Consider the following 26,332-nt stretch of genomic DNA (forward strand, 5'->3'; position numbering starts at 1 on the left):
AAGAATCCTGCTGCTTAGGCTGCGGCGGTCAGAAGGGTGCTGGGCTGTCGAACACCATGCGCTCGCCGCTCTCTGGATGTTTCAATCCCAAACGGGCCGCATGCAGTGCCAGCCGTGGACAGGCTGCAAGCGCGTCGGCCTGGGCGTAGAGCCTGTCGCCAAGCAGGGGATGGCCGATGGCGAGCATGTGCACCCGCAATTGGTGCGACCGACCCGTAATGGGCGTCAGCTCAACACGGCAATAATCGCCCAGGCGTTCAAGCACGCGCCAGAAAGTCTGCGCTGATTTCCCCAGTTCATGATCGACGATATGTCGCGGTTTGTTCGGGGGATCATAACGCAGAGGCAGATCGATATGCCCCGAGTCAGTTTCAGGTTGCTCCCAGCACAGGGCGATGTAAGTCTTTTCGGTTTCCCGGTCATGAAACTGCCGCGACAGCTCGCGGTGGCTGTCCGGATTTCGGGCGATTACCAGCAATCCCGAGGTTTCCCAGTCGAGACGGTGCACGATGCGGGCTTCCGGGTAGCCATTATCCTGGAGACGGGTGATCAGGCAATCCTTGTTGTCCTCCGCGCGGCCAGGGACGGAAAGCAACAGGCTGGGCTTGTTGACGATTAGAAAGGTCGGATCCTCATGAAGGATGCCGATGTCGGTAAGTGGCATTCGGGTTCCATGGCGCCCCCCGGGACAGGGGCGCCGATCAGGTCAGGGACGTTCGGGCAGCGTGACGTTCAGTTCAAGGATGGAGCAATCGTTCTGGTTATCCAGCGCGACATGCACTTGGTCCCGGTCGATCTGGACGTACTTGCTGATCACATCGATGATTTCCTGCTGCAATTGCGGCAGGTAATCGGGCTGGGAGCGTTGGCCGCGTTCATGGGCGACGATGATCTGTAGACGCTCTTTCGCGACCGATGCCGTTTTGGCGGGCTTTTTCCGGTCTCGGAAATAGTCGAACAGGCTCATTATCGACCTCCGAACAGTCGCTGCAGCAGTGATTTCTTCTGGGCTTCGAGGAAACGGTGCGGTTTGGTTTCACCAAGCAGGCGATCTACGGCGTCGCCATAGGCCTGACCCGCGTCACTGATTTCATCCATGATCACAGGTACGCCCTGGTTGGAAGCCTTGAGCACGGCCTGCGATTCAGGAATGACGCCCAGTAGCGGAATTGAGAGGATATCCTCCACATCGCTGACGGTGAGCATTTCGCCCAGCTCTGCCCGAGCGGGGTTGTACCGTGTCAGCAGCAGGTGCTCCTTGATACGTTCGCCGCTTTCCGCACGACGGGACTTGCTTGAGAGCAACCCCAGGATGCGGTCGGAGTCTCGAACCGAAGACACTTCAGGGTTGGTCACGACGACTGCTTCGTCGGCAAAATACATTGCCAGGTGAGCGCCTTTCTCGATACCGGCCGGTGAGTCGCACACGATGTAGTCAAAAGTCTGCTTCAGCTCTTCCAGTACCTTTTCCACGCCTTCCTGGGTGAGTGCATCCTTGTCCCGGGTCTGGGAGGCGGGAAGGATGTACAAGTTGTCAGAGCGCTTGTCTTTGATCAGGGTCTGATTGAGGTTCGAATCACCGTTGATAAGGTTCACGAAGTCGTAAACCACACGGCGTTCGCAGCCCATGATCAGATCAAGATTTCGCAGGCCGACGTCAAAGTCGACGATCACTGTTTTGAACCCACGCAGAGCGAGCCCGGTACCGATGGCAGCGCTGGTAGTTGTCTTGCCAACGCCGCCTTTGCCTGATGTGATGACTATGATCTTTGCCAAGATGACCTTCCCGTCGGAGCGCGAATGAGTAAAAAAGAACACTCCGGGAGTGAATTCCGGCGTATTCGAGACCTAATTATTGAGGAGCCTGAAATGGCCATAGACCACGAAAATCGGGCTTCCTCGGATGGTTGAACAGTATCGGTTAAAGGGGGACTATCTTCAAGCTATCCCCGTCAAGGCTGATTTGTGTGGACTCTTTCCAAAGATGGCGACGCAGATCCTCCGCAACCTTGTACTGTCCAGCAATCGACACCAGTTCCGCTTCCAGCGACTGGCAGAAGATACGTGCCTCGGTATTCCCCCTTACACCTGCCAAGGCACGACCACGTAACGGGCCATAAACATGGATGTTGCCATCGGCAAGAAGTTCCGACCCGGGGCTTACCGAAGCCAGCACCACCAAGTCGCCACCGCGCGCGTAAACCTGCTGGCCGGAGCGAACCGGTTGGGTAATTACCTTGCTGGGCATGCTCTCGGCGGCAGCTGCTGCGGGTGCCTCGCGTCTGGCCGGCTCTGGTTTTTTCGGTGGTGGCGACGCTCGCCGCTCACCTTCACCGCTCTTGTCGCGTACGCGGCCCGGCAGCATCAGTACAAGCCCGCAATGTTGTGCCAGCGATCGGAAGGATTCGTTTCCGCGCAGGGCCATGGGCTGCATACCACTGTCGCGGCAGATCTGCAGTAGTTCGGCAAGTGTGGTGGCGTCCAGCTTGTCGCCCAGCTTGTCCAGACTGAAGACGACAGGGGTGTCCTTGAAGAAATTCGGCGCCTGCCTGACCTTTTCCGCCAGTTGACGGGCAAAACGTTCAGGCTCCTGCCGTATGAGTTCAATCACGGTCATGGTCAGCATGCCGCCCTTCAGATTGAACGCGAGATCATTATCGAGCTTGTCGGAGTGAGTTTCAGCAGTCATGTAGGATCCAGGAGCACAGTTTAGTGGGCACACTTATATAGATTGGCTGCGTTGATCGCAAGCCGCGCCCGGCTTCGGTAGAATGCGGTTTTTACCGTTATGGTTGGTGTATGCAACGTCCTGGTTTCAGCAGCGCCATGCTGCACCCCCGTTACTGGTTGCTATGGATGGGCATGGGCCTGTTATGGCTGCTGGTTCAACTTCCCTATCGGACCATTCTCTCAGTTGGGCGGCTGGTAGGTCGAGCCATGTATCACCTGATGCCCGAGCGCCGGCTGATTGCCGCGACCAATCTTGAGCTGTGTTTCCCCGACTGGTCCAACGAGCGACGCGAACAGGTACTGCGGGAAAACTTTGCTTCAAACGGCATAGCGCTGTTTGAAATGGCCATGGCCTGGTGGTGGCCGCCGCGCAGGCTGGCGAAACTCGCTACCATCGAAGGGCTGGAACATCTGCAGAATGCTGCCGCAGAGGGCAAGGGTGTCTTGCTTATGTCGATGCACTTCACCACGCTGGAAATCGGTGCAGCGCTGCTCGGTCAGCAGGCAACGATTGACGGGATGTACCGTGAGCATGCCAATCCCACCTTTGATTTCATTCAGCGCCGCGGGCGTGAGCGACATAATGCCGATGCGCTGGCTGTGGAGCGTGAAGACGTGCGCAGCATGCTCAAGTCGATGCGATCAGGCCGCGCCATCTGGTATGCACCGGACCAGGATTATGGCCGCAAGGCGAGCGTGTTTGTGCCTTTTTTTGGCGTGCCGGCCGCCACCGTTACCGCGACCGCCACCTTTGCGCGTTTGGGTAAAGCGAAGGTCGTGCCTTTTACCCAGACCCGCTTACCTGACGCCCAGGGTTACCGTCTGACGATCCACCCCCCGCTGGAAGGCTTTCCGGTGGGCGACGAAGAGGCCGATGCTTTACGCATCAATCAGTGGGTGGAGCAGGCGATCCTCAAGCAGCCCGAGCAATATATGTGGGTCCATCGCCGTTTCAAGACGCGTCCGGAAGGGGAGGAGCGGCCGTATCCGAAACGGCAGCGCCGTAAACGCCGCCACGCTGCCCGGACTAAGGGATGACCGCTCAGCCATGGACCAGGCCAACCGATTGCACCGCCCTGATCCTTTCAGGCGGCGGAGCGAGGGCGGCTTATCAGGTCGGTGTGCTGAGTGCCATTGCCGAGTTGCTGCCGGATCACTCGCAGAATCCATTCCCCATTATTTGCGGTACCTCGGCCGGTGCGATCAATGCAGTGGCGCTGGCGTCGAACGCTGCCGATTTCAATGTCGGGGTCGAGCGTATGCGCGCAGTCTGGGGCGGGTTTCGTTGTAACCAGGTCTACCGAACCGACTGGCCTGGTCTGGTTGCCCAGGCTTGGCGCTGGACCCGGGTCAACCTGCTGGGGCTGGGCGGAGCGCAGCCGACATCGCTGCTCGATAGCCGCCCCCTGCGCCACCTGCTGGGGAGTATCATGCAGTTCGGCAAGATTGATGAAGCCTTGATGATGGGCCAGCTGCGCGCGGTATCGGTGAGTGCATTCAATTACCAGACAGCCGAGTCGGTCTGTTTCTATCAGGGTCATCAACGCATTGAGCCATGGAATCGTCACCGTCGTATCGGCATCCAGACGCCATTGAAGCTTGATCATCTCGTTGCTTCCGCGGCGATACCGCTGTTATTCGAGCCGGTTCTGTTAGACCGCAACTGGTACGGCGACGGAGCAGTGCGTCAGCGGACTCCGATCAGCCCGGCGTTGCATCTTGGCGCGAACCGGGTATTGGTCATCGGCGTGTCGGACAATCCGGTCAATGAGCCGGTTACCAGCAGGCCCGGACGTCGGCGAAACCCGCCGCCGCCCAGTCTGGCGCAGATTGGCGGGCATTTGCTCAATAGCACCTTTGTCGACAACCTCGAGGCAGATATGGAGCAGATCGAGCGCATGAACCGTTTGGCAGCGCTGATGCCCCACGCCTCAGGACTATCCGGCAAGGCACTCCGCCCGGTTGACGTGTTGACGATTTCTCCGAGCGAGCCGCTGGATATTATTGCAAGTCGACACCGCAAGGCGTTACCCGCGGGTTTGAGGATGTTTCTGCGCGGTAGCGGCGCCACGCGTGCCTCGGGTGGCAGCGTCGTCAGCTATTTGCTATTCGAAGCGGAGTATTGCAACGAGCTGATCGCCCTCGGCCGGCGCGATGCGCTGGCCAAGCGTGACGAGTTGCAACGGTTTCTTGGCTTGGTTTTGCCCGATTCAGAATGATTGACGCTTCGTAGCAGCGACCAAGCGTCAATATTCCTGTTTACCCCGCCACCAGCATGCGCAGGGCATCCAGGCGTACCTTGGCATGTTGCAGCGAGATACTACCTTCGGATTTGTGCTTCTCCAGGGTTTCGATCTCGCTGTCGCGTACCAACGGATTGACCTGCTGTAGCGCCTTGAGTCGATTGATCTCTTCATCCAGATCGGAAGCAAAACGCTGGCTGGCCTGTTCCACCAGTTCGGCATGCTGTACGTCGGCCAGTGCTTCGGCGCGGTCCAGCAGTCGTTCGACGACGTCGCGCTGGCTTTTGGCGATCTTGCTGGCTAGGTGCTTGGGCAGATTTTCCACCTGCGCCTCCAGCGTCTCGAAGGCCACCTTGGCGCCGAGATCGGTGCCGTTGATATCGAGCAAACAGCGAATCGGTGTTGGCGGCAGGTACCGTTGCATCTGCAGCGCGCGCGGTGCAATAGCCTCGCTGACAAACAGACATTCCAGCAGCATGGTGCCTGGCTTCAGCGCCTTGTTTTTCAGCAACGCGACTGAACTGTTGCCCATGCTGCCTGACAACACCAGATCCATTCCGCCTTCGAGCATTGGATGCTCCCAGGTGATGAACTGCATGTCCTCGCGGGTCAGCGCGGTTTCGCGATCATAGGTGATGGTGACGCCTTCGTCGTCGCCCAGCGGGAAGCCGGCATCCAGCATGCGCTCGCCGGGGCGCAGGACCAGCGCATTATCCGAATGATCCTCGCTGTCGACGCCGAATACATCGAACAACCGCTCCATATAAATAGGCAGCTGGAAATCGTTGTCCTGCTGCTCAATGGCTTCGAGCATCTCTTCAGCGTCGCCGTGACCGCGTGAATGCAACTCCAGCAGGCGATCGCGCCCCTTGTGCATCTCTTCTTCCAATGCTGTGCGACGGGCCAGTGCCTGTTCGATCAGACGTGACCAGGCGGCGTCGTCAGGATGATCCAGCAGGTGCAGCAGCTGGGAGCCGAATTCATGCTGGATCGCACTGCCCGTCGGCGAGGTAGCCTGAAAAGCATTGAGGGCATCGTGATACCAATGGAACAGTCCTTCCTGGGCCGTGCCTTCCAGATAAGGAATGTGCAGCTGGATGACTTCGCGTTGACCGATACGATCGAGGCGCCCGATGCGCTGTTCAAGCAGATCGGGATGAGTTGGCAGATCGAACATCACCAGGTGATGGGCAAACTGGAAATTGCGGCCCTCGCTACCAATCTCGGAACAGATCATCACCTGGGCGCCAAATTCTTCATCGGCGAAGAAGGCTGCTGCGCGGTCCCGTTCGACAATGCTCATGCCCTCATGGAATACCGTCGCCGGGATGCCGCTGCGGACACGCAGGGCGTCATCCAGATCCAGCGCCGTCTCGGCATGCGCGCAAATCACCAGCACCTTGCTGCGCTTGAGCAGCTTCAGGGTGTCGATCAGCCAGTCGACGCGCGGGTCGTCCTGCCACCAGGCCGTTTCGACTGGTTCGAATTCGTCCTGCAGCCCCACTTCGGGATACAGTGCAGTGCGACCTTCCAGGTCCGCATAAATCTCGGGGCAGGGCAGGGGATGAGCATGCAACTCGCGCTCGGGAAAGCCGGCAATCGCGGCGCGGGTATTGCGATACAACACGCGGCCGGTCCCGTGGCGGTCCAGCAACTGGCGAATCAGGCTGGACCGCGCTTGCTCGGCTTGTGCGCCGGGCTGTTCGAGTGCATCGAGTAGCTGCTCTGCACTACCGCCCAGCCAATCGCTGATTGCCTGCCGGTCAGCCTGGGCCAGCGCGCCACCTTCCATCAGTTGTTGCACCGCTTCGGCGACCGGCTGATAGCGCGCTGTTTCTTCGCGGAAGGCCTGCAGATCATGGAAGCGGTCAGGATCAAGCAGACGCAAGCGGGCGAAATGGCTGGCTTGTCCGAGTTGCTCCGGCGTGGCTGTCAGCAAGAGTACCGCGGGTATCTGGGCTGCGAGCTGCTCAACCAGTGCGTACTCCGGGCTGGGAGCGCCTTCTTGCCAGACAAGGTGGTGCGCTTCATCGACCACCAGCATGTCCCAATCGGAGGCAAGCATATAGTCGCGGACCTTCTCGTCTTCCAGCAGTATTTCCAGGGAGACCAGCGCCAGTTGTTCTTCTTCGAAGGGGTTGTCCTCCGCACCGGCGCAGCGTTCCTGATTGAACAGCGCAAAGCGCAGATTGAAGCGGCGGCGCATCTCGACCAGCCACTGGTGTTGCAGGTTCTCCGGCACCACAATCAGCACGCGGCGTACCCGGCCAGTACGAATCTGCCGATGGATGACCAGGCCCGCTTCGATGGTCTTGCCCAGGCCTACTTCGTCAGCCAGCAGTACGCGGGGAGCGATGCGGTCGGCCACGTCACGGGCGATATGTAGCTGATGGGGAATCGGTTGCGTCCTCACACCGCCCAGGCCGAGCAGGGGAGAGCGCTGGATGCGGCAATAATGGCGCAGACTTTCATAGCGCAGGCCGAACCAGGGTAGCGGATCAATCTGGCTGGCAAACAGACGATCGCTGGCCAGACGGAACTGAATGAAGTTATCCAGCATGGTTTCGGAGAATTCGGCAGGGGTGCCGTCCTCTCGCAGGCCGCGATACTGCAGTAACCCGTTCTCTTCCGCCACGTCGCTAACGGTGAGTACCCAGCCCTCGTGATGACTGATGTTGTCGCCGGGAGTGAAGCGCACCCGGGTGAGAGGTGCGTTGCGCAGAGCGTAGTGGCGCGTTTCGCCGCTAGCAGGGAACAGGATGATGACCAGCCTGTCGTCCTGCGACAGCACCGTACCCAGGCCGAGTTCTGATTCGCTATCGCTGACCCAGCGTTGTCCTGGGGTGAATACCGTCATGCCTTACTCCTGCCGTGCTGAAAAGGCCGCTATATTAACTGATGCAGCAGCCCTCACAAACCTTAAGCAGTCGGCAAAAACGGCTCCGCTTGCCAAGCCAGGGTGAAATCGGGGCGAGCAGGCCTTTCGCCGGGTCGGTTTCGCCCGGTATCGGCTTGGATGGCTGCCTTCGGGTCTGCCAGATGGTGCCAAGGGTTCTTTCCAGCAGGCATGTTTAATGCGCATGCGTGCGAACAGAAGCGATGCGGCGTATAACTTGAGCGTGAACGATTTCTCAGGTTAGGGAATCAGCTGCGGTATTTGGTGGTCAATAGCTTCAATATGGACATGGCTAACCCTGAACCAGGGTCACGTGAGGCACAGCATGCTTATCCCAGGGCTCCCGCCACTTGGCGCACAACCAGAAGTAACCAGACCGAAGCGCGGCGTGACGCCCACTGAAAAAACACCAGTGGTGCATGAAACACTGGCCGAGCCGGTGGAGCGCCGCCGGCGCAATAAAAAGCGTGTGCCTGATCGCCGCCGCGGCCGTAAACGCGCAAGCTTCGCCGCGCAGACTGAATACTCGGCGGAGGGCGTAGCTGAAATGTCCCCCGAGCTGCCCGCCAAGGGGCTGCTGATAGATATCGAAATCTGATACTCTCCGCCTATGCCAGACGAATCAGAATCAGCTCCTGTGATAGATCTTGTCGAGGCGCGCCAGCGTCGTCGGCACGACCTATATGAGGCGCGGCTCAAGACCATGCGGGCCCGGTTCGAGCAGGCGCTGCCATTGGCTTCCGGACCTGGCAAATCGAAGTCGAAAAAATCCCGCAAGAAAAAGCCCAAACGTTGATGTCCACTCGTTGACCGGCACTTCGCCTACCTCGCTCAAATAAACCGCTCAATCTTGATCCGGGTCAATAGTTCACCCGCTGCCCCTGTGTATTCTTGAGTCTGGATCAGGTTCAGGAGCACCTCTCATGTTTATCGACGAAGCCGTAATCGCTGGAATATTGACTGTTGGATTGATGGTCGTGTTTCTGGGCGGAGTGGGTTTGTTTATCTGGCGTGACAGCCGCAAGCCAGCGCGCGCGATCAAGCGTCCCTGAAGCGCTGTAACCGGACGATATCTGAATGTGGGTCGATACGCTCGACCCGGCAAGGGCATGGCTCGCAAGGCCTTTGAGCGATCTTTCTTCGGACTGATCGCTTTTTTTTGCCTGACCGGTGGTTCACCGAGGTCGTTTCGGGCGGATATACTGTATGCATGAACAGTAAAGAAGCCAGTCTTATTCCCGTACGAATTCTGCGCGGCCGTGGCACCGCATCCAACCCCGTCAATCGGTTCGCCAGTACAGTCAGTGAGGCGGAGCACGACGGCTGGACTGACGATGCGCCGCTTACCGCTGCGACCGAAGTGCGTATCGAGCAATCGAAAAGCATCATCACCCGGAATCAGTCGCCGGATCTTCCGTTCGACCGCTCGATCAATCCATATCGCGGTTGTGAACATGGCTGTGTGTATTGCTATGCCCGGCCCAGCCACGCCTATTGGGATATGTCCCCAGGACTGGACTTCGAAACCCGCCTGATCGCCCGGGTCAACGCAGCCAGGCTGCTCGAGCGGGAGCTGAGTAAAGCGGGCTACCAGTGCGCGCCAATCAATATCGGCGCCAATACCGATCCCTACCAACCGGTCGAACGGGAGTACCAGCTGACCCGGGAGTGTCTGGAGGTGCTATTGCGTTTCCGGCATCCGGTGACGCTGGTCACCAAGGGAGCCCTGATTCTCCGCGACCTCGATCTGCTCGAAGAGTTGGCTCGCCATCGGCTGGTGCGGGTCATGGTCAGTCTGACGACACTGGATAATGAACTGAAGTGCACGCTTGAGCCCCGTGCTGCCGCGCCGGCTGCCCGACTCAAGGTCATCCGCGCCTTATCGGCCCGGGGCATTCCGGTGGGCGTGCTCTGCGCGCCTATTATCCCGATGGTTAATGATGTCGAGCTCGAGCGGCTGCTTGAGGCAGCCAGCGATGCCGGAGCAAGCAGTGCTGCCTATATATTGTTGCGGTTGCCCCGCGAGGTCGGTCCGCTGTTTGAGGAATGGCTGGAAACGCATATGCCGTTACGGGCGGAGCATGTGCTCAGCCTGATCCGCCAGTGCCGAGGTGGCGAGTTATATGACGCAAGCTTTGGCAAGCGGTTCAGGGGTGAAGGCGTGTTCGCCACGCTGCTGTCGCAGCGATTCGCCCTGGCGATCAGGCGACTGGGGCTGAATCGCCCTGAATTGAATAAGGATCTGGATTGCAGTCTGTTTGCGCCGCCCGGTTCACAAATGGATCTGCTATAGCGTCAGGCGCGTTACCATTAAACAATCCTCATGACGCCAGTTACACCAATGACACGCAGCGAATCCGATCGAAGACCCTGGTGTCGTGCCTGTGAACGGCCGGCCAGCCATTGTTTGTGCAGTCTGATACCGGACCTGGACTCGAACACCCATTTGTTGGTCATCCAGCATCCCAGCGAGCAGCGCCACCCGCTCAACACAGCGCGGCTGCTGGTGCGTGGCTTGAAGAATGCGCGGCTGTTGATCGCTGAGCAACTATCCGGGCAAAGCGATTGGTATCAGCAATTGCAGGATCCTGCCTGGCGCACCGAATTGTTATTCCCCGGTGCCGAGTCGGCGTTGCTCCTGGCTGCATCAGCCGACACGCGGCCACATCGGCTGGTGTTGCTGGATGGAACCTGGCGCAAGGCGCGCAAGATTCTGCACGTCAATCCAGTATTGCAGCATCTGCCGCGGGTGGCCTTGCCGGTCGGGCTGCATAGCCGCTATCGCGTACGCAAGGCGCCGATGGAGGGCGCATTATCCACTGTCGAGGCAGCCGTGGCAGCGCTGAATATTATTGAGCCCGATACTGACTTCAGCGCGTTACTTACTCCGTTTGAGGCATTGATCGACGGCCAGATCAAAGCGATGGGCGAAGAGCGCTTCCATCGAAATTACCGACCCAGCTAACCCTAAGCTAACCCTGGATGGCGTGCCGCCTATTCGCCGCGTTTATTTTGGGTCGCTCTGCAGGAGTTCCCGCTCCCCATGCCGCTAAACTGAGCGGGCATGACATAACAACAGCGGGTCAACGGAGCGTTCTGGCGCAGCGCCGCACGGAACCGGGAGCGATTATGCAGAATTCGGGGCAACGGATAGTCATCACAGGGGCGGGTAGCGGTCTGGGGCGCGAGTTGGCGCTACGTTACGCGCGGGAAGGGGCGCAGCTGGCGCTTGCAGATATTCACGACGAAGGCCTGGCTGAGACACTCGCAATGGTACGTGAGGCAGGGGGCTGGGCGTTCACACAGCGTTGTGACGTGCGTGATTTCAGCCAGCTGGCGGCGTTGGCGCAGAGCTGTCAGGAGCGTATGGAGGGTATTGATGTCCTCATCAATAATGCAGGCGTGGCGTCCGGTGGATTGTTCTGGGAACTCACGCTTGAGGACTGGGAGTGGCAGATAAGCATCAATCTGATGGGCGTAGTGAAGGGGTGCAAGGCGTTCGTTCCGATGCTGACCAGGCAACGCAGCGGGCGCATTATCAATATCGCATCGATGGCTGCGTTGATGCAGTCGCCGGGGATGAGCAACTACAACGTGGCGAAAGCAGGCGTGGTAGCGCTATCGGAAAGCTTACTGGCGGAGCTCAAGCCCTTGGGTGTTGAAGTGAGTGTGGCGTGTCCCTCCTTTTTTCAGACCAATCTGCTGGACTCTTACCGCGGCCCGGACCAGGCATCCAGGGAGCAGATCGCCAAACTGTTGCAGAGTTCGCCGATCTCAGCGGCAGAGGTGGCGGACAGCATCTACACCCAGAGCGAAGCGGGGCAGTTCATGATCCTGCCGCACGAGAGCGGCCGACAGGCCTGGGCGCTGAAGCAAGCCAATCCGGACGCTGTTTACGCTGAGATGACCCGGTTGATGGAAAAGCGGTTAGCAACCCCGTCTTGAGCGTTTCGCACAGGGGGGCAGCCAAAGGCGTACTCGGTGGGGTACGCCTTTTTTCGTTGCCTGCGCTGTGCCAGTTTCAAGCGCTTGTGGCACAATGCGTTGCTTGAGATTCGAGCGGAGTTTATTCGTGTTGACGAGTGCGCGCAGGTCGGCTGATGTCATCTGAGCAGCGGAAAATCGCCTTTCTGATGTGGCCGGGTAGCCACCCTGCGGCGATGATGGCTGGTCTCTCGGTTTTGCGGTCCGCAAACAGGATGGCCGGATTCGAGTGCTATACCGCGCAATGCCTGACGCTGAATGAAGAGCCGATTGTCAGCGAAGAAGGCTGGCAGCTGCCCGCGGCGCCCTGGTCCGAAGATATGGTGTTTGATCGCTTCTGGATCGTCGCCGACCTGTTTGTTCCGCCGGAATCCCTGGCTCCCTCCATGATTTTGCGCTGGCGCGAGATGATTCGCGAAGGCGTGGTGCTTGGCGGGATAGAAGGCGGGGTGTTTCCGCTGGCTTTGGCCGGATTGATGGACGAGCACCGATGCGCTGTGCATTGGCGGGTTATCGATGAGTTTCGCGAACGGTTCCCGGCGGTACAGGCGACCACTCAGCTGTTCGAGCAGGACAGTGGCCGGCTCACCAGTAGCGGGGGGCAGGCTACTGCTGACCTGTTCCTGACACTGGTCGCCGAGGACCACGGCGCTGAGCTGGCCGCGCTGGTTGCCGAGGATCTGGTAGTCGAGCGCATCCGTGATGGCAGTGAGCGCCAACGCGTGCCGCTCCGTAACCGGTTAGGGAGCACGCATCCGAAGCTGACGCAGGCTGTGATCCTGATGGAGTCGAATATCGAGGAGCCGCTCACGACCGACGAGATCGCCCGGCATGTTTGCGTATCGCGGCGTCAGCTGGAGCGCATCTTCAAGCAATATCTCAATAGCGTACCGTCCCAGTATTATCTGGAGCTGCGCTTGAACCGGGCGCGGCAGATGCTGTTGCAGACCAGTAAGTCGATTATCCAGGTTGGTTTGTCCTGCGGTTTCTCTTCCGGTCCGCATTTCTCAAGCGCCTACCGTAATTGTTTTGGTGTCACGCCCCGGGAAGACCGCAATCAGCGCCGGGCACAGCAGGCGGCCGACGCGGCTGCCAAGTAAATCTTGACCGCCGCCCGGTGTGGTGGCGGATTCATCACCTACGTGTTCACGCCGTACCTAACGGCAGCAGGAGAGAACGGAATGACAGAGTCGACGCAGGTCAGCCGGTCCGATTTCGATCGGGTCATGGTGCCAAATTATTCTCCGGTGGACATGATCCCGGTACGTGGGGCGGGTTCCCGCGTTTGGGATCAGCAGGGCCGAGAATACGTCGACCTGGCGGGCGGTATTGCTGTCAACGCGCTGGGCCACGCGCACCCTGGCCTGGTTGAGGCGCTGACCGAACAGGCCGCCAAGCTGTGGCACGTGTCCAATGTGCTGACCAATGAGCCTGCGCTGCGTCTTGCATCCAAGCTGATCGCAGCGACGTTTGCGGAAAAGGTGTTCTTCGCCAACTCCGGTGCCGAGGCCAACGAGGCTGCGTTCAAGCTGGCGCGGCGGCGTGCGCATGAGACTGCGGGCCCGCAGAAGCACGAAATCATCGCCTGCACCAACAGTTTTCATGGCCGTACCCTGTTCACCGTCAGTGTTGGTGGTCAGCCGAAATATTCAGAGGGCTTTGGTCCCGCCATCGAGGGAATCAGCCACGTCCCCTACAACGACATCGATGCGCTGCGTGCGCAGATCTCAGAGCGTACCTGTGCGGTCGTCATCGAACCCATCCAGGGTGAGGGTGGGGTGATCGGTGCTAGCGAGGAATATCTCAAGGCTGCGCGGCAGTTATGTGATGAGCACGACGCGCTGTTGATCTTCGACGAGGTCCAGACCGGCATGGGGCGTACCGGCAAATTGTTTGCCTATATGCACAGCGCTGTGCAGCCGGACATTCTCACCAGTGCCAAGAGTCTGGGCGGTGGGTTCCCGATCGCTGCGATGTTGACCACCGACCGCGTCGCCCGGCATTTCGGCGTCGGTACGCACGGCAGTACCTACGGCGGTAACCCCCTGGGATGTGCGGTTGCCGAGCGGGTGCTGGATATCGTCAATACCCGTGAAGTGCTGGATGGCGTGGCTGAACGCAACAAGTTGCTGGTGGATGGGTTGATGGCCATCGCTGCCGATCTGGATGTATTCGAATCGGTACGTGGCACGGGGTTGTTGATCGGGGCTGTGCTGTCCCCTTCGTGGAAAGGCCAGGCCAGGCAGATACAGGAAGCAGCGCAGCGGGAGGGGCTGCTGGTGTTGCAGGCGGGCCCCGACGTGATGCGGATCGCGCCGAGCCTGATCATCCCGCAGCAGGATATAGAGGAAGCGCTGGAGCGGTTGCGCAATGCGTTAACCGGTCTGGTTGGCTAAGCTGGGGCGCCGCCAATGCTCGTTCAACGTTTATGCACCATGGCTGACCTGCCTGAAATAGAGCGGCTTGCCAGCGCCAGTCCGGTTGGCGTTACCGCGCTGCCGGCCGAGCGCCAACGCCTGGTGGAAATCATCGAGGCGTCTGAGGCTTCGATGGCCGAGGAAGTCGTCTTCAGTGGTGAAGAGCGTTACCTGTTTGTGCTGGAAGACAAGGCGTCCGGCCGCCTGGCAGGGTGCAGCAGCGTTATCGCGGCGGCCGGCTTCAGCCAGCCGTTCTATACCTTCCGTAACGAAACATTTGTGCATGCGTCGGGCGAGCTGGGCTTGCATAACCGGATCCACGTTCTGTCGCTCTGCCATGATCTGACCGGGCATAGCTTGCTGACGGGCTTTCATCTGGAACCCGCGGCCAGGGCGCAATCCACTGCCCGCGAGCTGAATGCCCTGGGGCGTTTGTTGTTCATGGCAAATCACCCGCAGCGCTTCGCAGAGTCCACTGCTGCCGAGATTGTCGGGATCAGCGATGAGCAGGGCAACGCGCCCTTCTGGGATGCGGTAGGCCGGCATTTCTTCGCGGTGAGTTACAGCGAAGCCGAGCAAATGGGCAGCAGCCGGGGCCGCAATTTTCTGGCAGAGCTGATGCCGGGTTATCCCATCTACGTGCCAATGCTATCGGACGAAGCCCAGGAGGTGATCGGGCAGGTACATCCATCGGCTCAGGCGGTTTTCGATATTCTGATGCGTGAAGGTTTCGAAACGGACAACTACGTGGATATTTTCGATGGCGGACCCGTTGTCCAGGCCCGTACGGCTACGCTGCGTACGGTCGGCGAAAGTCAGACGGTAAAGGTGGAGATTGGCGTACCTGAGCCAGCCGACGGCTTGTGGTTGGCTGCCAATACCAGGGTGGCGGACTATCGCGCCTGCGCGCTGCGCCTGGCCTGCGGTGCCGATGAACCCCTGGTGCTTTCCCCCGAGCAAGCGGACTTGCTCAAGGTGGAAGCGGGCGATACCCTCAGACTGGTCAGGGAGGCTTGATATGCTGGTTCGTGCTGCAAGCGTCAATGATCTGGCGAGCTTGACCCAGTTGGCGGTTACTGCAGGCGCGGTACTGACTACACTGCCCGCCAGCGAGGAGGACCTTGAGCGGCGTTTGCGCAATGTTGAAGCGAGCTTCCGTGGCGAAGTCGACAAGGCCGACGCCGACTACCTGCTGGTGCTTGAGGATGAGGGCGGCAATATCATTGGCACCACTGGCATGCTCGCCGCTGCGGGTCTGCGCGACCCCTGGTACAGCTATCGCCTCGGGCTCACTGTCACGGCCAGTCGCGAGCTGCAAGTCTATCGCCAGCACCCGACGCTGTTTCTGGTCAACGATCTGACCGGGGCGACAGCGCTGTGCTCACTGTACCTCGAGCCGCAGTTCCGCGAGGGTATGGTCGGCAGGCTGCTGTCCAAGGCGCGTTTCATGTTCATGGCTGAATTCCCGCAGTCGTTCTCCTCGCGGGTGATCGTTGAAATGCGCGGCATCTCCGACGAGCAGGACCGTTCACCTTTTTGGGAGAGTCTCGGACGGCACTTCTTCCGGATGGAATTTTCCCGCGCAAACTATCTTACGGGCATCGGCAGCAAGGCATTTATCGCCGAGATGATGCCGAAGTTTCCGCTGTACGCGTGCTTTCTCAGTGAGGAAGCCCGAAATGCAATGGGCAAGGTGCACCCCGAATCGGAATCGAATCTGGAAATGGCCCAGGAAGAGGGCATGAGCTATCAGGGCTATATCGATATCTTTGATGGCGGTGCAACACTCGAATCGCCCCTCGAGCAGATTCGGGCTATCCACGAGAGCCGGGTTCTGGTACTCGCCACCGGCACTCCCGGTGAGAGCGCCGAGCCTTTTCTTATCCATAACCGTGGGCGCGAGGACTGCCGCATCACCTGTGCGCCCGCACGCGTGGCGGCAGGGACCCTGGTGGTTGCGCCCGAAACGGCTGCCCGCCTGGGTGTGCGCGCAGGTACGCCTGTGCGGGCGGTATCGCTGTACGCCCGCTCACCCTGACGGGGCGCTGTGCGATGGCTTGGTCGCCACATGGCCGGGTAACGCGCTATCAGCGCCATAGCTATTATCAAGTGTGCCGCTAATGCAAGCCCGGCGCGGATACCTATATAATGCGCGCTTTGTCCTGGTGAAAAGGCCTCAGGGTCTTCACTGTCCGGCTGACCTGTTTCGGTAAGGGGATTATGAAAAGCGCACAAATTCGTGAAGCCTTCCTTCGCTTCTTTGAAGGCCAGGGACACACCCGTGTCGCCTCGAGTTCGCTGGTGCCAGCGGACGACCCGACATTGCTGTTCACCAATGCCGGCATGAACCAGTTCAAGGACTGTTTCCTGGGGCTGGACAAGCGTGCCTATACCCGCGCCACCAGCAGCCAGAAATGCGTACGCGCTGGCGGCAAGCATAATGATCTGGAAAATGTCGGCTATACCGCGCGGCATCACACCTTCTTCGAAATGCTGGGCAATTTCAGCTTTGGCGATTACTTCAAGCGCGATGCGATCGTCTACGCCTGGGATTTCCTGACGTCCGAGCAGTGGCTGAATCTGCCGTCTGAAAAGCTCTGGGTCACGGTCTATGCTGATGATGACGAAGCCTATGATATCTGGACCAGGGAGATCGGCGTGCCGGTCGAGCGTATGGTGCGTATCGGCGACAACAAGGGGGCTCCCTATGCTTCGGATAACTTCTGGGCAATGGGCGATACCGGTCCGTGCGGTCCCTGCACTGAAATATTCTTTGATCACGGCGAGCATATCTGGGGCGGCCCGCCGGGTAGCCCTGAAGAGGACGGCGATCGCTACATCGAAATCTGGAACCTGGTATTCATGCAGTTCAACCGGACTGTTGATGGCGTGATGCATCCGCTGCCAGCCCCCAGTGTGGATACCGGTATGGGACTTGAGCGTGTGAGCGCGGTCATGCAGAAGGTCCATACCAACTACGATATTGATCTGTTCCAGAACCTGCTGACCGCTGCGGCTGCTGCCATTGGCTGTGAGCAGGATAATGCTGCCTCGCTGAAAGTCGTAGCCGATCACATCCGTTCCTGCAGCTTTCTCATTGCCGATGGTGTGCTGCCTTCGAACGAAGGACGCGGATACGTATTGCGTCGGATCATCCGCCGCGCATGCCGCCACGGGAACAAGCTGGGGGCGTCGGGCGCTTTCTTCTATAAGATCGTTGCGGGTCTGGTTGCCGAGATGGGCGAAGCCTTTCCCGAGCTTAAGGCTCAGCAGGCGCATATCGAGCGTGTGCTGAAGGCTGAGGAAGAGCAATTTGCCAAGACGCTGGAACAGGGCTTGCGGATTCTCGAGCAGGATCTGGCCGGCCTCCAGGGCAACGAAATTCCTGGCGAGGTAGTGTTCAAGCTATACGACACGTACGGCTTCCCCATGGACCTGACCGGTGATATCGCGCGGGAGCGCGGTTTGACGCTGGATGAAGCCGGTTTTGAAGCCGCCATGGACGCACAGCGTCAACGTGCCCGCTCTGCCAGCCAATTCGGTATGGATTACAGCAACCTGGTGAAGGTCAGTGCCGAAACCCGCTTCCAGGGTTACGAAGGGACTACCGGCGCCGGCAAGATTCTGGCGTTGTACCGTGACGGCCAGTCGGTCGACAGCCTGGCCGAGGGTGAGAAGGGCGTAGTGGTACTCGATCAGACCCCTTTCTATGCAGAGTCCGGCGGACAGATTGGCGATACCGGTTATCTGGAAAGCGCGGGTGTACGATTCGATGTCCGCGATACCACCAAGGCCGGTAGCGCGCATTTGCACCACGGTATTGTGGCCAGCGGCAGTCTGAATGTCGGCGCGTCAATCAAGGCGATCGTCGAGGAGGGCGTGCGTCAGGCCACCAAGCTCAACCACTCCGCCACGCATTTGCTGCACGCCGCACTGCGTCAGGTCCTGGGTGAGCATGTGCAGCAGAAAGGCTCATTGGTGGATAGCCAGCGTCTGCGCTTCGACTTCAGTCACTTCGAAGCAATCACGCCTGAGCAGCTGCAGCAACTGGAAGACATCGTCAACGAGCAAATCCGTCTGAACACAGAGGTCAGGATCGAGCTGACTGATGTCGAGACGGCCAAGCGCAAGGGCGCCATGGCGCTGTTCGGCGAGAAGTACGGCGATGAAGTCCGGGTGCTGACGATGGGCGACGGCTTTTCGGTGGAGCTCTGCGGCGGTACCCACGTGAATCGCACTGGCGATATCGGCTTGCTGCGCATTACCAACGAAAGTGGTATCGCAGCGGGTATTCGCCGGATCGAGGCAGTGACCGGCAAGGCGGCTTTGGCACTTATGACCGAAGCAGAACAACAGCTTCAGCAGGCCGCTCAGCTTGTGAAAGGCAGCCGCGATAACCTGCTCGACAAGCTGACCGGGTTGATCGAGCGCAACCGCCAGCTGGAGAAGGACCTTGAGCAGCTCAAGGCCAAGGCTGCCAGCGCGGCGGGCGCCGATATGGCTGCTGAGGCTCAACAGGTCGGCGACATGCGGGTACTGGTCAAGCGAGTCGACGGTCAGGACGGAAAAGCGCTGCTGGCGTTGATCGATCAGCTGAAGAATAAGCTCGGTTCGGCAGTTGTACTGCTGGGCGGAGAGCTGGACGGCAAGGTCGTTCTGGTCGCGGGTGTGACCAAGGACCTCACTGGTCGTGTCAAAGCTGGCGATCTGATCCGCAACACAGCGGCTCGGGTAGGCGGCAAGGGCGGCGGACGTCCGGACATGGCGCAGGGTGGTGGTACCGATGTCGCTGCGTTGGATGGGGCGCTGGCTGAAACGCTGAACGACTTGCTGGCGCAGTAACAGTATTAAGGGCCCAGGCATCGTTGATGTCTGGAGGATGATCGGGATATCCGATTTCGCTATGGGGATTGGTGCAACACGATGGCGCTTATTGTCCAGAAGTTTGGCGGTACCTCGGTTGGCAGTGTCGAGCGCATTTGCCAGGTAGCCGAGAAGATCAAAGGTTTCAGGGCGCGTGGGGATGATCTCGTGGTAGTGGTATCGGCCATGAGCGGCGAGACCAACCGCCTGATTGATCTGGCGCGCCAGATCCAGGCCGATCCGGACTCACGGGAGCTGGATGTCATCCTGTCGACTGGCGAGCAGGTCACTATCGGCCTGTTAGCCATGGCATTGAAAGAGATTGATGTGCCGGCGGTTTCCTACACGGGATCCCAGGTCCGCATCGTGACCGATAACGCTTTCAATAAAGCGCGTATTCAGCACATCGACGAAGCCAGGGTGCGGGCTGACCTGGATGCCGGCAGGGTAGTGATCGTCGCGGGTTTCCAGGGCGTCGACGAGCAGGGCAACATCACCACGCTGGGCCGCGGCGGTTCCGATACCACGGGGGTCGCCCTGGCGGCGGCGCTCAAGGCAGACGAATGCCAGATCTATACTGACGTCGACGGCGTCTATACCACTGATCCGCGCGTTGTCGAAAGCGCTCGCCGGCTGGATAAGATCACCTTCGAGGAAATGCTCGAAATGGCCAGCCTGGGCTCGAAGGTGCTGCAGATTCGCGCGGTGGAATTCGCCGGCAAATACAGCGTCCCGCTACGGGTGCTGCACAGTTTCAAAGAAGGTCCCGGAACGCTAATCACCCTTGAGGAAGCCTCATCCATGGAACAACCTGTCATTTCCGGCATCGCGTTCAATCGTGACGAAGCCAAGCTGACTATTCGTGGCGTGCCCGACACCCCCGGCGTGGCATTCAAGATCCTCGGGCCGGTAAGCGCGGCCAATATCGAGATCGACATGATCGTGCAGAACGTGTCGAAGGATAATACGACTGATTTTACATTCACTATCAATCGTAACGATCTGCGCAAGACCGAAGATATCTTGCGCAGGATCGCCACCGAAATCGGCGCGCGCGAAGTAGCTGGCGACAGCAAAATCGCGAAAGTGTCGATTGTTGGCGTCGGTATGCGCTCGCACGCCGGGGTAGCGAGCAGAATGTTCGAGGCCCTGTCGCGCGAGGGAATCAATATCCAGATGATATCGACTTCCGAGATCAAGATTTCCGTAGTCATTGACGAAAAATATCTCGAACTGGCGGTGCGTTCGCTTCACTCAGCCTTTGATCTGGATACTGAAGCGTCGGGTGCTGATCGGCTCTGAGATTTTGTTTTTATCAAACTGACCGCAAGCGTCCCTGCGACGCTTGCGAGGGCGCGTCCCTTTGGCTGACGTGCCCCTCTTGGCTTCCCAGCATGAGTTAACCCGCATATGTATCGAACCCCTGATGCATCGTGTGGTCAACATCCATGCCAGCAAGGCGGCCGACAGGCAACTAGCCGGTTTTTGCAGACTGCTGTGTGCTGATCAAAATCAAGGAGAAAGGAATGCTAATTTTGACTCGTCGGGTTGGTGAAACCCTGATGGTAGGTGACGAAGTAACGGTGACCGTGCTGGGTGTGAAGGGCAACCAGGTTCGCATCGGGGTGAATGCGCCCAAAGAAGTGGCGGTTCATCGTGAAGAAATTTATCAGCGTATTCAAAAAGAGAAAGGTGAAGAGCCAAGCGTTTAAATTTCTTAAAGTTTTTTATTGCATTGGGCGGAGCGCATCGGTAATATTCAGCGCGTTACGGAGAGGTGGCCGAGTGGCTGAAGGCGCTCCCCTGCTAAGGGAGTATATCTCAAAAGGGTATCGCGGGTTCGAATCCCGCCCTCTCCGCCACTTTGTGGTTGTAGTGGTGGTCAGACGTTAGCTTCTGAATTTTAAAGAAAAAAATGTTTGACAGTTGAAATTAACGCCCTATAATACGCCCCACAATGCACTCGTAGCTCAGCTGGATAGAGTACTCGGCTACGAACCGAGCGGTCGAAGGTTCGAATCCTTCCGAGTGCACCAAACGAAAAACCAACTGGTTAATGCCGGTGGGTTTTTTTTTGCTCCTCATTTGCTTGGCCAAGTCTTGGCCAGACGCACAAGCGGCCAGGCTCCTGCTAGGCTGAAATCAGGTTTGCCAAACGCCGCCTCGCTTGGCTCATCTTGCTGACGCATCGCCAGACTATCGGGAAGTATCCATGTCAGATCCCAGCCTCAACTTGCCGGACAGCCTTCAGGATCGACTCGATCAGGTCGTGGTACTGCTTGAGCAGCTCGGTATCGGCGATCATCGCGGTTCCGTGCAGGTTGAGGATAGCGCGACCTATCGCCAGTCCCTCGTCGACTTACAGGCTCTGCTGGACGAGCTTCACCCGGCCGATATCGCCTATATCCTGGAATCCCTCCCGTTTGAAGAGCGTTTGGCGGTCTGGCGACGGGTGCGGTCCGAGCGGGACGGTGAGATTCTCCTCGAAGTGTCCGATGCGGTGCGTGAGACGCTCATCGCGGACATGGATGATCACGAAATCATTGCTGCGGCCAACACGCTGGATGCGGACGAGCTCGCAGACCTGGCGCCGGATCTTCCCCGTGACGTAGTGCGCGAGCTGATGGATACGCTTGATGCACAACAGCGCGGGCGGTTGCGCTCGGCATTATCCTATGATGCCGATCAGGTCGGGGCGCTGATGGACTTCGACATGGTCACCATCAGGGATGATGTGTCGCTGGAAGTGGTGATCCGTTATCTGCGCCGTTTCGATGTGCTACCTGACCATACCGACAAGCTCTTCGTGGTGGACGTGGACGGCGTGCTTAAAGGTGTGCTGCCGATCAAGCGCTTGTTGGTTGGCTCGCCCGATGAGCTGGTGCGCGACGCGATGGCCGTCGAGCCGGTCGTTTTTGGTCCGTTGGATGATGCAGGCGAGGCTGCTCAGGCATTCGAGCGTTACGACCTGGTCTCAGCACCGGTGGTGGATGCTCAGGGCGCGCTGCAGGGTCGCCTGACCATTGGTGTAATGGTCGACTATATCCGTGAAGAGAGCGAAACCGAGGCGCTCAATGCGGCTGGTCTGCGCGAGGAGGAAGATATTTTCGCCTCCGTGTGGAAGTCGGTACGCAACCGTTGGGCCTGGTTGGCGGTGAATCTGTGTACTGCCCTGATAGCCTCCCGGGTGATTGGCCTGTTCGAGCATGCGATCGAGCAGTTGGTCGCGCTAGCGGCCTTGATGCCGATTGTTGCCGGGATAGGCGGTAATTCCGGAAACCAGACCATCACCATGATCGTGCGCGGCATTGCCACCGGCCAGGTTCAGGTCGCCCATGGCCGGCGCCTGATCCGTAAGGAGGCGTCTGTGGCAATGATCAATGGCGTGTTCTGGGGGGTGGTACTGTCCATTATTGCCTATTGGCTCTATGCAAGCGTAGCGCTGGCTGTCGTGCTGCTCGCAGCCATGACCTTGAACATGCTGCTGGCTTCGATCATGGGTGTGGTTATCCCGTTGGCAAGAATGCGCATGGGAAGCGACCCGGCACTGGGTGCGAGTGTGATGATTACCGCAATAACCGACAGTGGCGGGTTCTTTATCTTCCTCGGGCTGGCTACAATTTTTCTGCTCTAGAGTCTTGGTCTAGACGCTTTCGCCTGCTCTCGTCCCGCCGGACAGCAGCGGGGAAAAGCGGCCTGCGGCTCGCGACGAGCCGTCTACGAATCACCAGCTGGCCGCCTCTTATGCGCGGCTTATGATGTCGCCTGGATTGCCAAGAATGTCACATCAGGATACATTACACCGGTTTTGCGCGAGCAGAACCGGTCGAAACGAATGACCGGTGTCGCTTTTTCTGAACAATAAAACCGAATTTTCAACAGCTCGCTTCGCGAGCGTGCGAGGGCGGGAGACAAGAATGAATTCAACAGAAATGCTGATGGAAGGCGTCGATCTGATGATCATGGGGATGGGTGCGGTCTTTGCCTTCCTCGTTTCGTTGGTGGTTATTGTTACGCTGATGTCCAAGCTGCTGGGGAAATATTTCCCTGATGCCATTCCGGCGCCAAAGGCACCGTCTCGACCAAAGCCTGCTCCAGACGCAGTCGATCCCGAACTCATCGCCGTGATCAGTACTGCCATACGACAGCATCGTTCACGCGCTTCCTGAATACCTTGACGAAAACTTCATCCTAAAAATCAAAAAGGCCATACAACTATGACCGATACCAAGAAGCCCTTGGGCATTACTGATGTCATTTTGCGAGACGCCCACCAATCCATCCTGGCCACGCGCATGCGCCTCGAGGACATGCTGCCGATTGCCGGCAAGCTGGACCAGGTAGGCTTCTGGTCAGTTGAATCCTGGGGCGGAGCAACTTTCGACTCCTGTATCCGGTATCTGGGTGAAGATCCGTGGGAACGCATCCGCGAACTGAAAAAAGCAATGCCCAATACACGCCAGCAAATGTTGCTGCGTGGACAGAATCTGCTTGGTTATCGTCATTACGCAGATGACGTAGTGGAGCGGTTTGTTGAGCGTGCCGCCGTTAATGGCGTCGACGTGTTCCGCGTATTCGATGCGATGAACGATCCGCGTAACCTCGAAACGGCGCTTAAAGCCGTCAAGGCACAGGGTAAGCACGCCCAGGGCACGATTTCCTACACCACCAGTCCGGTACATACTGTTGAAATGTGGGTCGACCTGGCCAAAACCATTGAAGACATGGGCGCCGATTCCATCGCGATCAAGGACATGGCCGGTATCCTTAACCCGTACGTGGGTTTCGATCTGGTTTCACGCCTGAAAGCTTCGCTGAGCATCCCGGTGCACATGCAATGCCATGCGACCGCTGGTCTGTCCACTGCCGCTATTCTCAAGGCAGTCGAGGCGGGTATTGATAATGTCGACACTGCTATTTCTTCGATGTCGATGACCTATGGCCACTCACCGACCGAATCCGTGGTGGCGATTTTCCAGAATACCGAGCACGACACAGGGCTGGATCTGCTGCTGCTTGAGGAAGTTGCGGCCTATTTCCGTGAAGTACGGAAAAAATACGCCAAATTCGAGGGGAACCTGAAAGGCGTCGATTCGCGCATTCTGGTTGCCCAGGTTCCTGGCGGCATGCTCACCAATATGGAAAGCCAGTTGAAGGAGCAGGGTGCCGGCGACAAATTCGATGAAGTACTGGCAGAAATCCCCCGCGTGCGTGAAGACCTTGGCTTCATCCCTCTGGTGACCCCTACCTCGCAGATCGTTGGCACCCAGGCCGTCATCAACGTCCTTACCGGTGAGCGTTACAAGTCGATCACCAAAGAAACCTCGGGCATTCTCAAGGGCGAATACGGCGCGGCACCGGCGCCCTTCAATGTTGAGCTGCAGCAGCGCGTATTGGACGGTGCTGAAGCCATCACTTGCCGCCCAGCAGACCTGCTCGAGCCGGAAATGGATAAGCTGACTGCCGAACTCAGGGGTATCGCTCAAGAGAAAGGTATCAAGCTCGCCGACAACGAAATCGACGATGTATTGACCTATGCATTGTTCCCACAGATTGGCCTGAAATTCCTGGAAAACCGTGGTAACCCGGACGCTTTCGAGCCGGTGCCGACTGGTCAGGAAATGGTTGCCAAAACCACCAAGCCAGGCGAGCCGGAAGTCTATACGGTTACCGTGAACGGTAAGGAGTTCGTCGTTCAGGTCGCTGATGGGGGCGATATCACGGGTATCAAGCCGGTCGATGGCAACGCACCTGCAGCCGCAACGTCGGGCACAGCACCTGCTCCGGCAGCTGGCGCTGGCGAACCGCAACCCGCGCCGTTGGCGGGCAATATCTTCAAGGTACTGGTCAGCCCGGGCGACGCGGTAGAAGACGGTGAGGTGGTGATGATTCTCGAAGCCATGAAGATGGAAACCGAAGTCTGCGCACGCAGATCGGGGACTGTCGGTACGGTCAATGTCAAAGTGGGCGACGCGGTCAACGTCGGCGACACTTTGCTGACGATCGGTTAAGGAGAGCCTTGAATGGATAAGCTTCAGATTCTTTGGCACTCCACCGGCCTGTATCACATACAGCCGGGTCAGCTGTTCATGATCTTCATTTGCTTCGGTCTGATTTACCTGGCGATTAAGAAAGGCTTCGAGCCGCTGCTGCTGATCCCGATCGGCTTCGGCGGTATGCTGGCCAATATCCCGGTCGCCAACATGGCCGAGGGTATGGGTATCCTCAAGCTGATCTATGAAGTGGGTATTCCGACCAGTGTTTTTCCGCTGCTCATTTTCATGGGTGTCGGGGCGATGACTGACTTCGGACCTATGCTGGCCAACCCGCGTACGCTGTTGCTTGGTGCTGCGGCTCAGTTCGGTATCTTCGGTACTCTGCTGGGCGCTCTGGCTTTGACTGCCTGGGGCATTCCTGGCTTTGAGTTTACCCTGAAGCAGGCCGCGTCCATTGCCATTATCGGCGGGGCCGATGGGCCGACTTCGATCTTTGTGACCTCCAAGTTGGCGCCTGAACTGCTGGGACCGATTGCCGTTGCCGCGTACTCTTACATGGCGCTGGTGCCGCTGTTGCAGCCGCCGATCATGCGCGCGCTGACCACGGAAAAGGAGCGGTCCATCGTCATGACTCAGCTGCGCGTTGTCAGCAAGGCCGAGAAGATCATCTTTCCGCTGGCGTTGGTGATGCTGGTCGGCTTATTGCTGCCAGATGCGGCGCCGCTGGTGGGTATGTTCTGCCTGGGCAACCTGATGCGTGAATCCGGTGTCGTTGAGCGCCTGGCTGATACCAGTCGCAACGCCTTGATCAACATCGTGACCATCGGTCTCGGTCTGTCGGTCGGTTCGAAGTTATCATCGGAAGCCTTCTTGCAAATGACGACCCTGGGCATCCTGGTACTGGGTATGGTCGCTTTCTGCGTCGGTACTGCCACTGGGGTATTGATGGCCAAGTTGATGAACGCGGTCAGCAAGACGCCCATCAATCCTTTGATCGGGTCGGCGGGCGTTTCCGCTGTGCCGATGGCCGCACGGGTTTCCAACCGCGTTGGGCTGGAATCCAATCCCCACAACTTTCTACTCATGCATGCCATGGGTCCGAACGTTGCGGGCGTGATTGGTTCGGCCGTTGCAGCAGGTGTGTTGCTTACGTTCGTAGGCTGATTGCTCCAGCCATAAAAAAACCCGCTCATTGAGCGGGTT

The 26,332-nt window shown here is 58.6% G+C and carries 23 protein-coding genes and 2 tRNA genes; 20 read left to right on the top strand and 5 right to left on the bottom strand.

Features of this window, described 5'->3' with window-relative positions:
- Positions 1 to 28: 28 nt before the first annotated feature.
- The 4 genes from G3M63_RS11275 to minC all read right to left on the bottom strand — a co-directional run bounded on the left by G3M63_RS11275 (position 29) and on the right by minC (position 2,689).
- Positions 29 to 664 (bottom strand): RluA family pseudouridine synthase, encoded by a 636-nt coding sequence (locus tag G3M63_RS11275; protein ID WP_163983147.1) that lies wholly within the window; start codon positions 662 to 664, stop codon positions 29 to 31.
- A 42-nt stretch (positions 665 to 706) separates the two neighbouring features.
- On the bottom strand, positions 707 to 967 hold the full coding sequence (minE, locus tag G3M63_RS11280; RefSeq protein ID WP_150300437.1) for a cell division topological specificity factor MinE: 261 nt from the start codon (positions 965 to 967) through the stop codon (positions 707 to 709).
- Positions 967 to 1,776, bottom strand: coding sequence for a septum site-determining protein MinD (gene minD / locus G3M63_RS11285; RefSeq protein WP_150300436.1), 810 nt, complete (start codon positions 1,774 to 1,776; stop codon positions 967 to 969). The genes minE and minD overlap by 1 nt, the downstream gene beginning before the upstream one ends.
- A gap of 145 nt (positions 1,777 to 1,921) precedes the next feature.
- The gene (gene minC / locus G3M63_RS11290; protein WP_150300435.1) at positions 1,922 to 2,689 is read right to left on the bottom strand and encodes a septum site-determining protein MinC; all 768 of its coding nucleotides are present in this window, start codon (positions 2,687 to 2,689) and stop codon (positions 1,922 to 1,924) included.
- Between the two features lie 110 nt (positions 2,690 to 2,799).
- Here minC and G3M63_RS11295 point away from each other — a divergent pair, with 110 nt between their 5' ends.
- Entirely contained in the window at positions 2,800 to 3,768 is a 969-nt protein-coding gene (locus tag G3M63_RS11295) for a lipid A biosynthesis lauroyl acyltransferase (protein ID WP_150300434.1), read from the top strand.
- Positions 3,765 to 4,949 carry a patatin-like phospholipase family protein gene (locus tag G3M63_RS11300; protein WP_150300433.1) on the top strand — a complete coding sequence of 395 codons (1,185 nt, stop codon included), beginning with the start codon at positions 3,765 to 3,767 and terminating at the stop codon, positions 4,947 to 4,949. The genes G3M63_RS11295 and G3M63_RS11300 overlap by 4 nt, the downstream gene beginning before the upstream one ends.
- 40 nt (positions 4,950 to 4,989) lie before the next feature.
- On the opposite strand, the gene rapA is transcribed toward G3M63_RS11300, so the two are convergent.
- Positions 4,990 to 7,830 carry an RNA polymerase-associated protein RapA gene (rapA, locus tag G3M63_RS11305; RefSeq protein ID WP_150300432.1) on the bottom strand — a complete coding sequence of 947 codons (2,841 nt, stop codon included), beginning with the start codon at positions 7,828 to 7,830 and terminating at the stop codon, positions 4,990 to 4,992.
- 427 nt (positions 7,831 to 8,257) lie between these two features.
- Between rapA and G3M63_RS11310 the strand changes: the two genes are divergently transcribed.
- The 18 genes from G3M63_RS11310 (at position 8,258) to G3M63_RS11390 (ending at position 26,293) form a co-directional block, all read left to right on the top strand.
- Complete coding sequence (locus G3M63_RS11310; protein ID WP_150300431.1) at positions 8,258 to 8,467, top strand: hypothetical protein; 210 nt, start codon at positions 8,258 to 8,260, stop codon at positions 8,465 to 8,467.
- A 325-nt stretch (positions 8,468 to 8,792) separates the two neighbouring features.
- Complete coding sequence (gene ccoM / locus G3M63_RS19550) at positions 8,793 to 8,921, top strand: cytochrome c oxidase subunit CcoM (RefSeq protein ID WP_256669792.1); 129 nt, start codon at positions 8,793 to 8,795, stop codon at positions 8,919 to 8,921.
- Positions 8,922 to 9,079: 158 nt separating this feature from the next.
- Positions 9,080 to 10,162 (top strand): PA0069 family radical SAM protein, encoded by a 1,083-nt coding sequence (locus tag G3M63_RS11315; RefSeq protein WP_150300429.1) that lies wholly within the window; start codon positions 9,080 to 9,082, stop codon positions 10,160 to 10,162.
- A gap of 48 nt (positions 10,163 to 10,210) precedes the next feature.
- Positions 10,211 to 10,834 carry a tRNA-uridine aminocarboxypropyltransferase gene (locus tag G3M63_RS11320; RefSeq protein WP_150300428.1) on the top strand — a complete coding sequence of 208 codons (624 nt, stop codon included), beginning with the start codon at positions 10,211 to 10,213 and terminating at the stop codon, positions 10,832 to 10,834.
- A gap of 164 nt (positions 10,835 to 10,998) precedes the next feature.
- Positions 10,999 to 11,814 (top strand): SDR family oxidoreductase, encoded by an 816-nt coding sequence (locus G3M63_RS11325; RefSeq protein WP_150300427.1) that lies wholly within the window; start codon positions 10,999 to 11,001, stop codon positions 11,812 to 11,814.
- A 155-nt stretch (positions 11,815 to 11,969) separates the two neighbouring features.
- Entirely contained in the window at positions 11,970 to 12,953 is a 984-nt protein-coding gene (locus G3M63_RS11330) for a GlxA family transcriptional regulator (RefSeq protein WP_163983149.1), read from the top strand.
- An 81-nt stretch (positions 12,954 to 13,034) separates the two neighbouring features.
- Entirely contained in the window at positions 13,035 to 14,249 is a 1,215-nt protein-coding gene (locus G3M63_RS11335) for an aspartate aminotransferase family protein (protein ID WP_163983151.1), read from the top strand.
- Between the two features lie 15 nt (positions 14,250 to 14,264).
- Positions 14,265 to 15,287 carry an arginine N-succinyltransferase gene (locus G3M63_RS11340; protein ID WP_163983153.1) on the top strand — a complete coding sequence of 341 codons (1,023 nt, stop codon included), beginning with the start codon at positions 14,265 to 14,267 and terminating at the stop codon, positions 15,285 to 15,287.
- A gap of 1 nt (position 15,288) precedes the next feature.
- The gene (gene astA / locus G3M63_RS11345; protein ID WP_163983155.1) at positions 15,289 to 16,308 is read left to right on the top strand and encodes an arginine N-succinyltransferase; all 1,020 of its coding nucleotides are present in this window, start codon (positions 15,289 to 15,291) and stop codon (positions 16,306 to 16,308) included.
- Between the two features lie 182 nt (positions 16,309 to 16,490).
- On the top strand, positions 16,491 to 19,112 hold the full coding sequence (alaS, locus tag G3M63_RS11350; protein ID WP_163983156.1) for an alanine--tRNA ligase: 2,622 nt from the start codon (positions 16,491 to 16,493) through the stop codon (positions 19,110 to 19,112).
- A gap of 81 nt (positions 19,113 to 19,193) precedes the next feature.
- Positions 19,194 to 20,435 carry an aspartate kinase gene (locus tag G3M63_RS11355; RefSeq protein WP_150300422.1) on the top strand — a complete coding sequence of 414 codons (1,242 nt, stop codon included), beginning with the start codon at positions 19,194 to 19,196 and terminating at the stop codon, positions 20,433 to 20,435.
- Between the two features lie 224 nt (positions 20,436 to 20,659).
- A complete protein-coding gene (csrA, locus tag G3M63_RS11360) occupies positions 20,660 to 20,845 on the top strand; it encodes a carbon storage regulator CsrA (RefSeq protein ID WP_150300421.1) in 186 nt (61 codons plus the stop codon).
- Positions 20,846 to 20,904: 59 nt separating this feature from the next.
- Positions 20,905 to 20,995, top strand: a tRNA-Ser gene (locus tag G3M63_RS11365).
- A 97-nt stretch (positions 20,996 to 21,092) separates the two neighbouring features.
- Positions 21,093 to 21,169 (top strand) — tRNA-Arg (locus G3M63_RS11370).
- Positions 21,170 to 21,345: 176 nt separating this feature from the next.
- Positions 21,346 to 22,767: a magnesium transporter gene (mgtE, locus tag G3M63_RS11375; protein WP_163983158.1), complete on the top strand. Its 1,422-nt coding sequence runs from the start codon at positions 21,346 to 21,348 to the stop codon at positions 22,765 to 22,767.
- A 283-nt stretch (positions 22,768 to 23,050) separates the two neighbouring features.
- Positions 23,051 to 23,302 (top strand): OadG family protein, encoded by a 252-nt coding sequence (locus G3M63_RS11380; protein WP_150300419.1) that lies wholly within the window; start codon positions 23,051 to 23,053, stop codon positions 23,300 to 23,302.
- Between the two features lie 48 nt (positions 23,303 to 23,350).
- Positions 23,351 to 25,144, top strand: coding sequence for a sodium-extruding oxaloacetate decarboxylase subunit alpha (gene oadA, locus G3M63_RS11385; RefSeq protein ID WP_163983160.1), 1,794 nt, complete (start codon positions 23,351 to 23,353; stop codon positions 25,142 to 25,144).
- 12 nt (positions 25,145 to 25,156) lie between these two features.
- Entirely contained in the window at positions 25,157 to 26,293 is a 1,137-nt protein-coding gene (locus tag G3M63_RS11390; protein WP_150300417.1) for a sodium ion-translocating decarboxylase subunit beta, read from the top strand.
- Positions 26,294 to 26,332: the final 39 nt, after the last annotated feature.

The sequence above is a fragment of the Pseudomonas sp. OIL-1 genome (assembly GCF_010669185.1).
GTDB classification, from domain to species: Bacteria; Pseudomonadota; Gammaproteobacteria; order Pseudomonadales; family Pseudomonadaceae; genus Halopseudomonas; species Halopseudomonas profundi.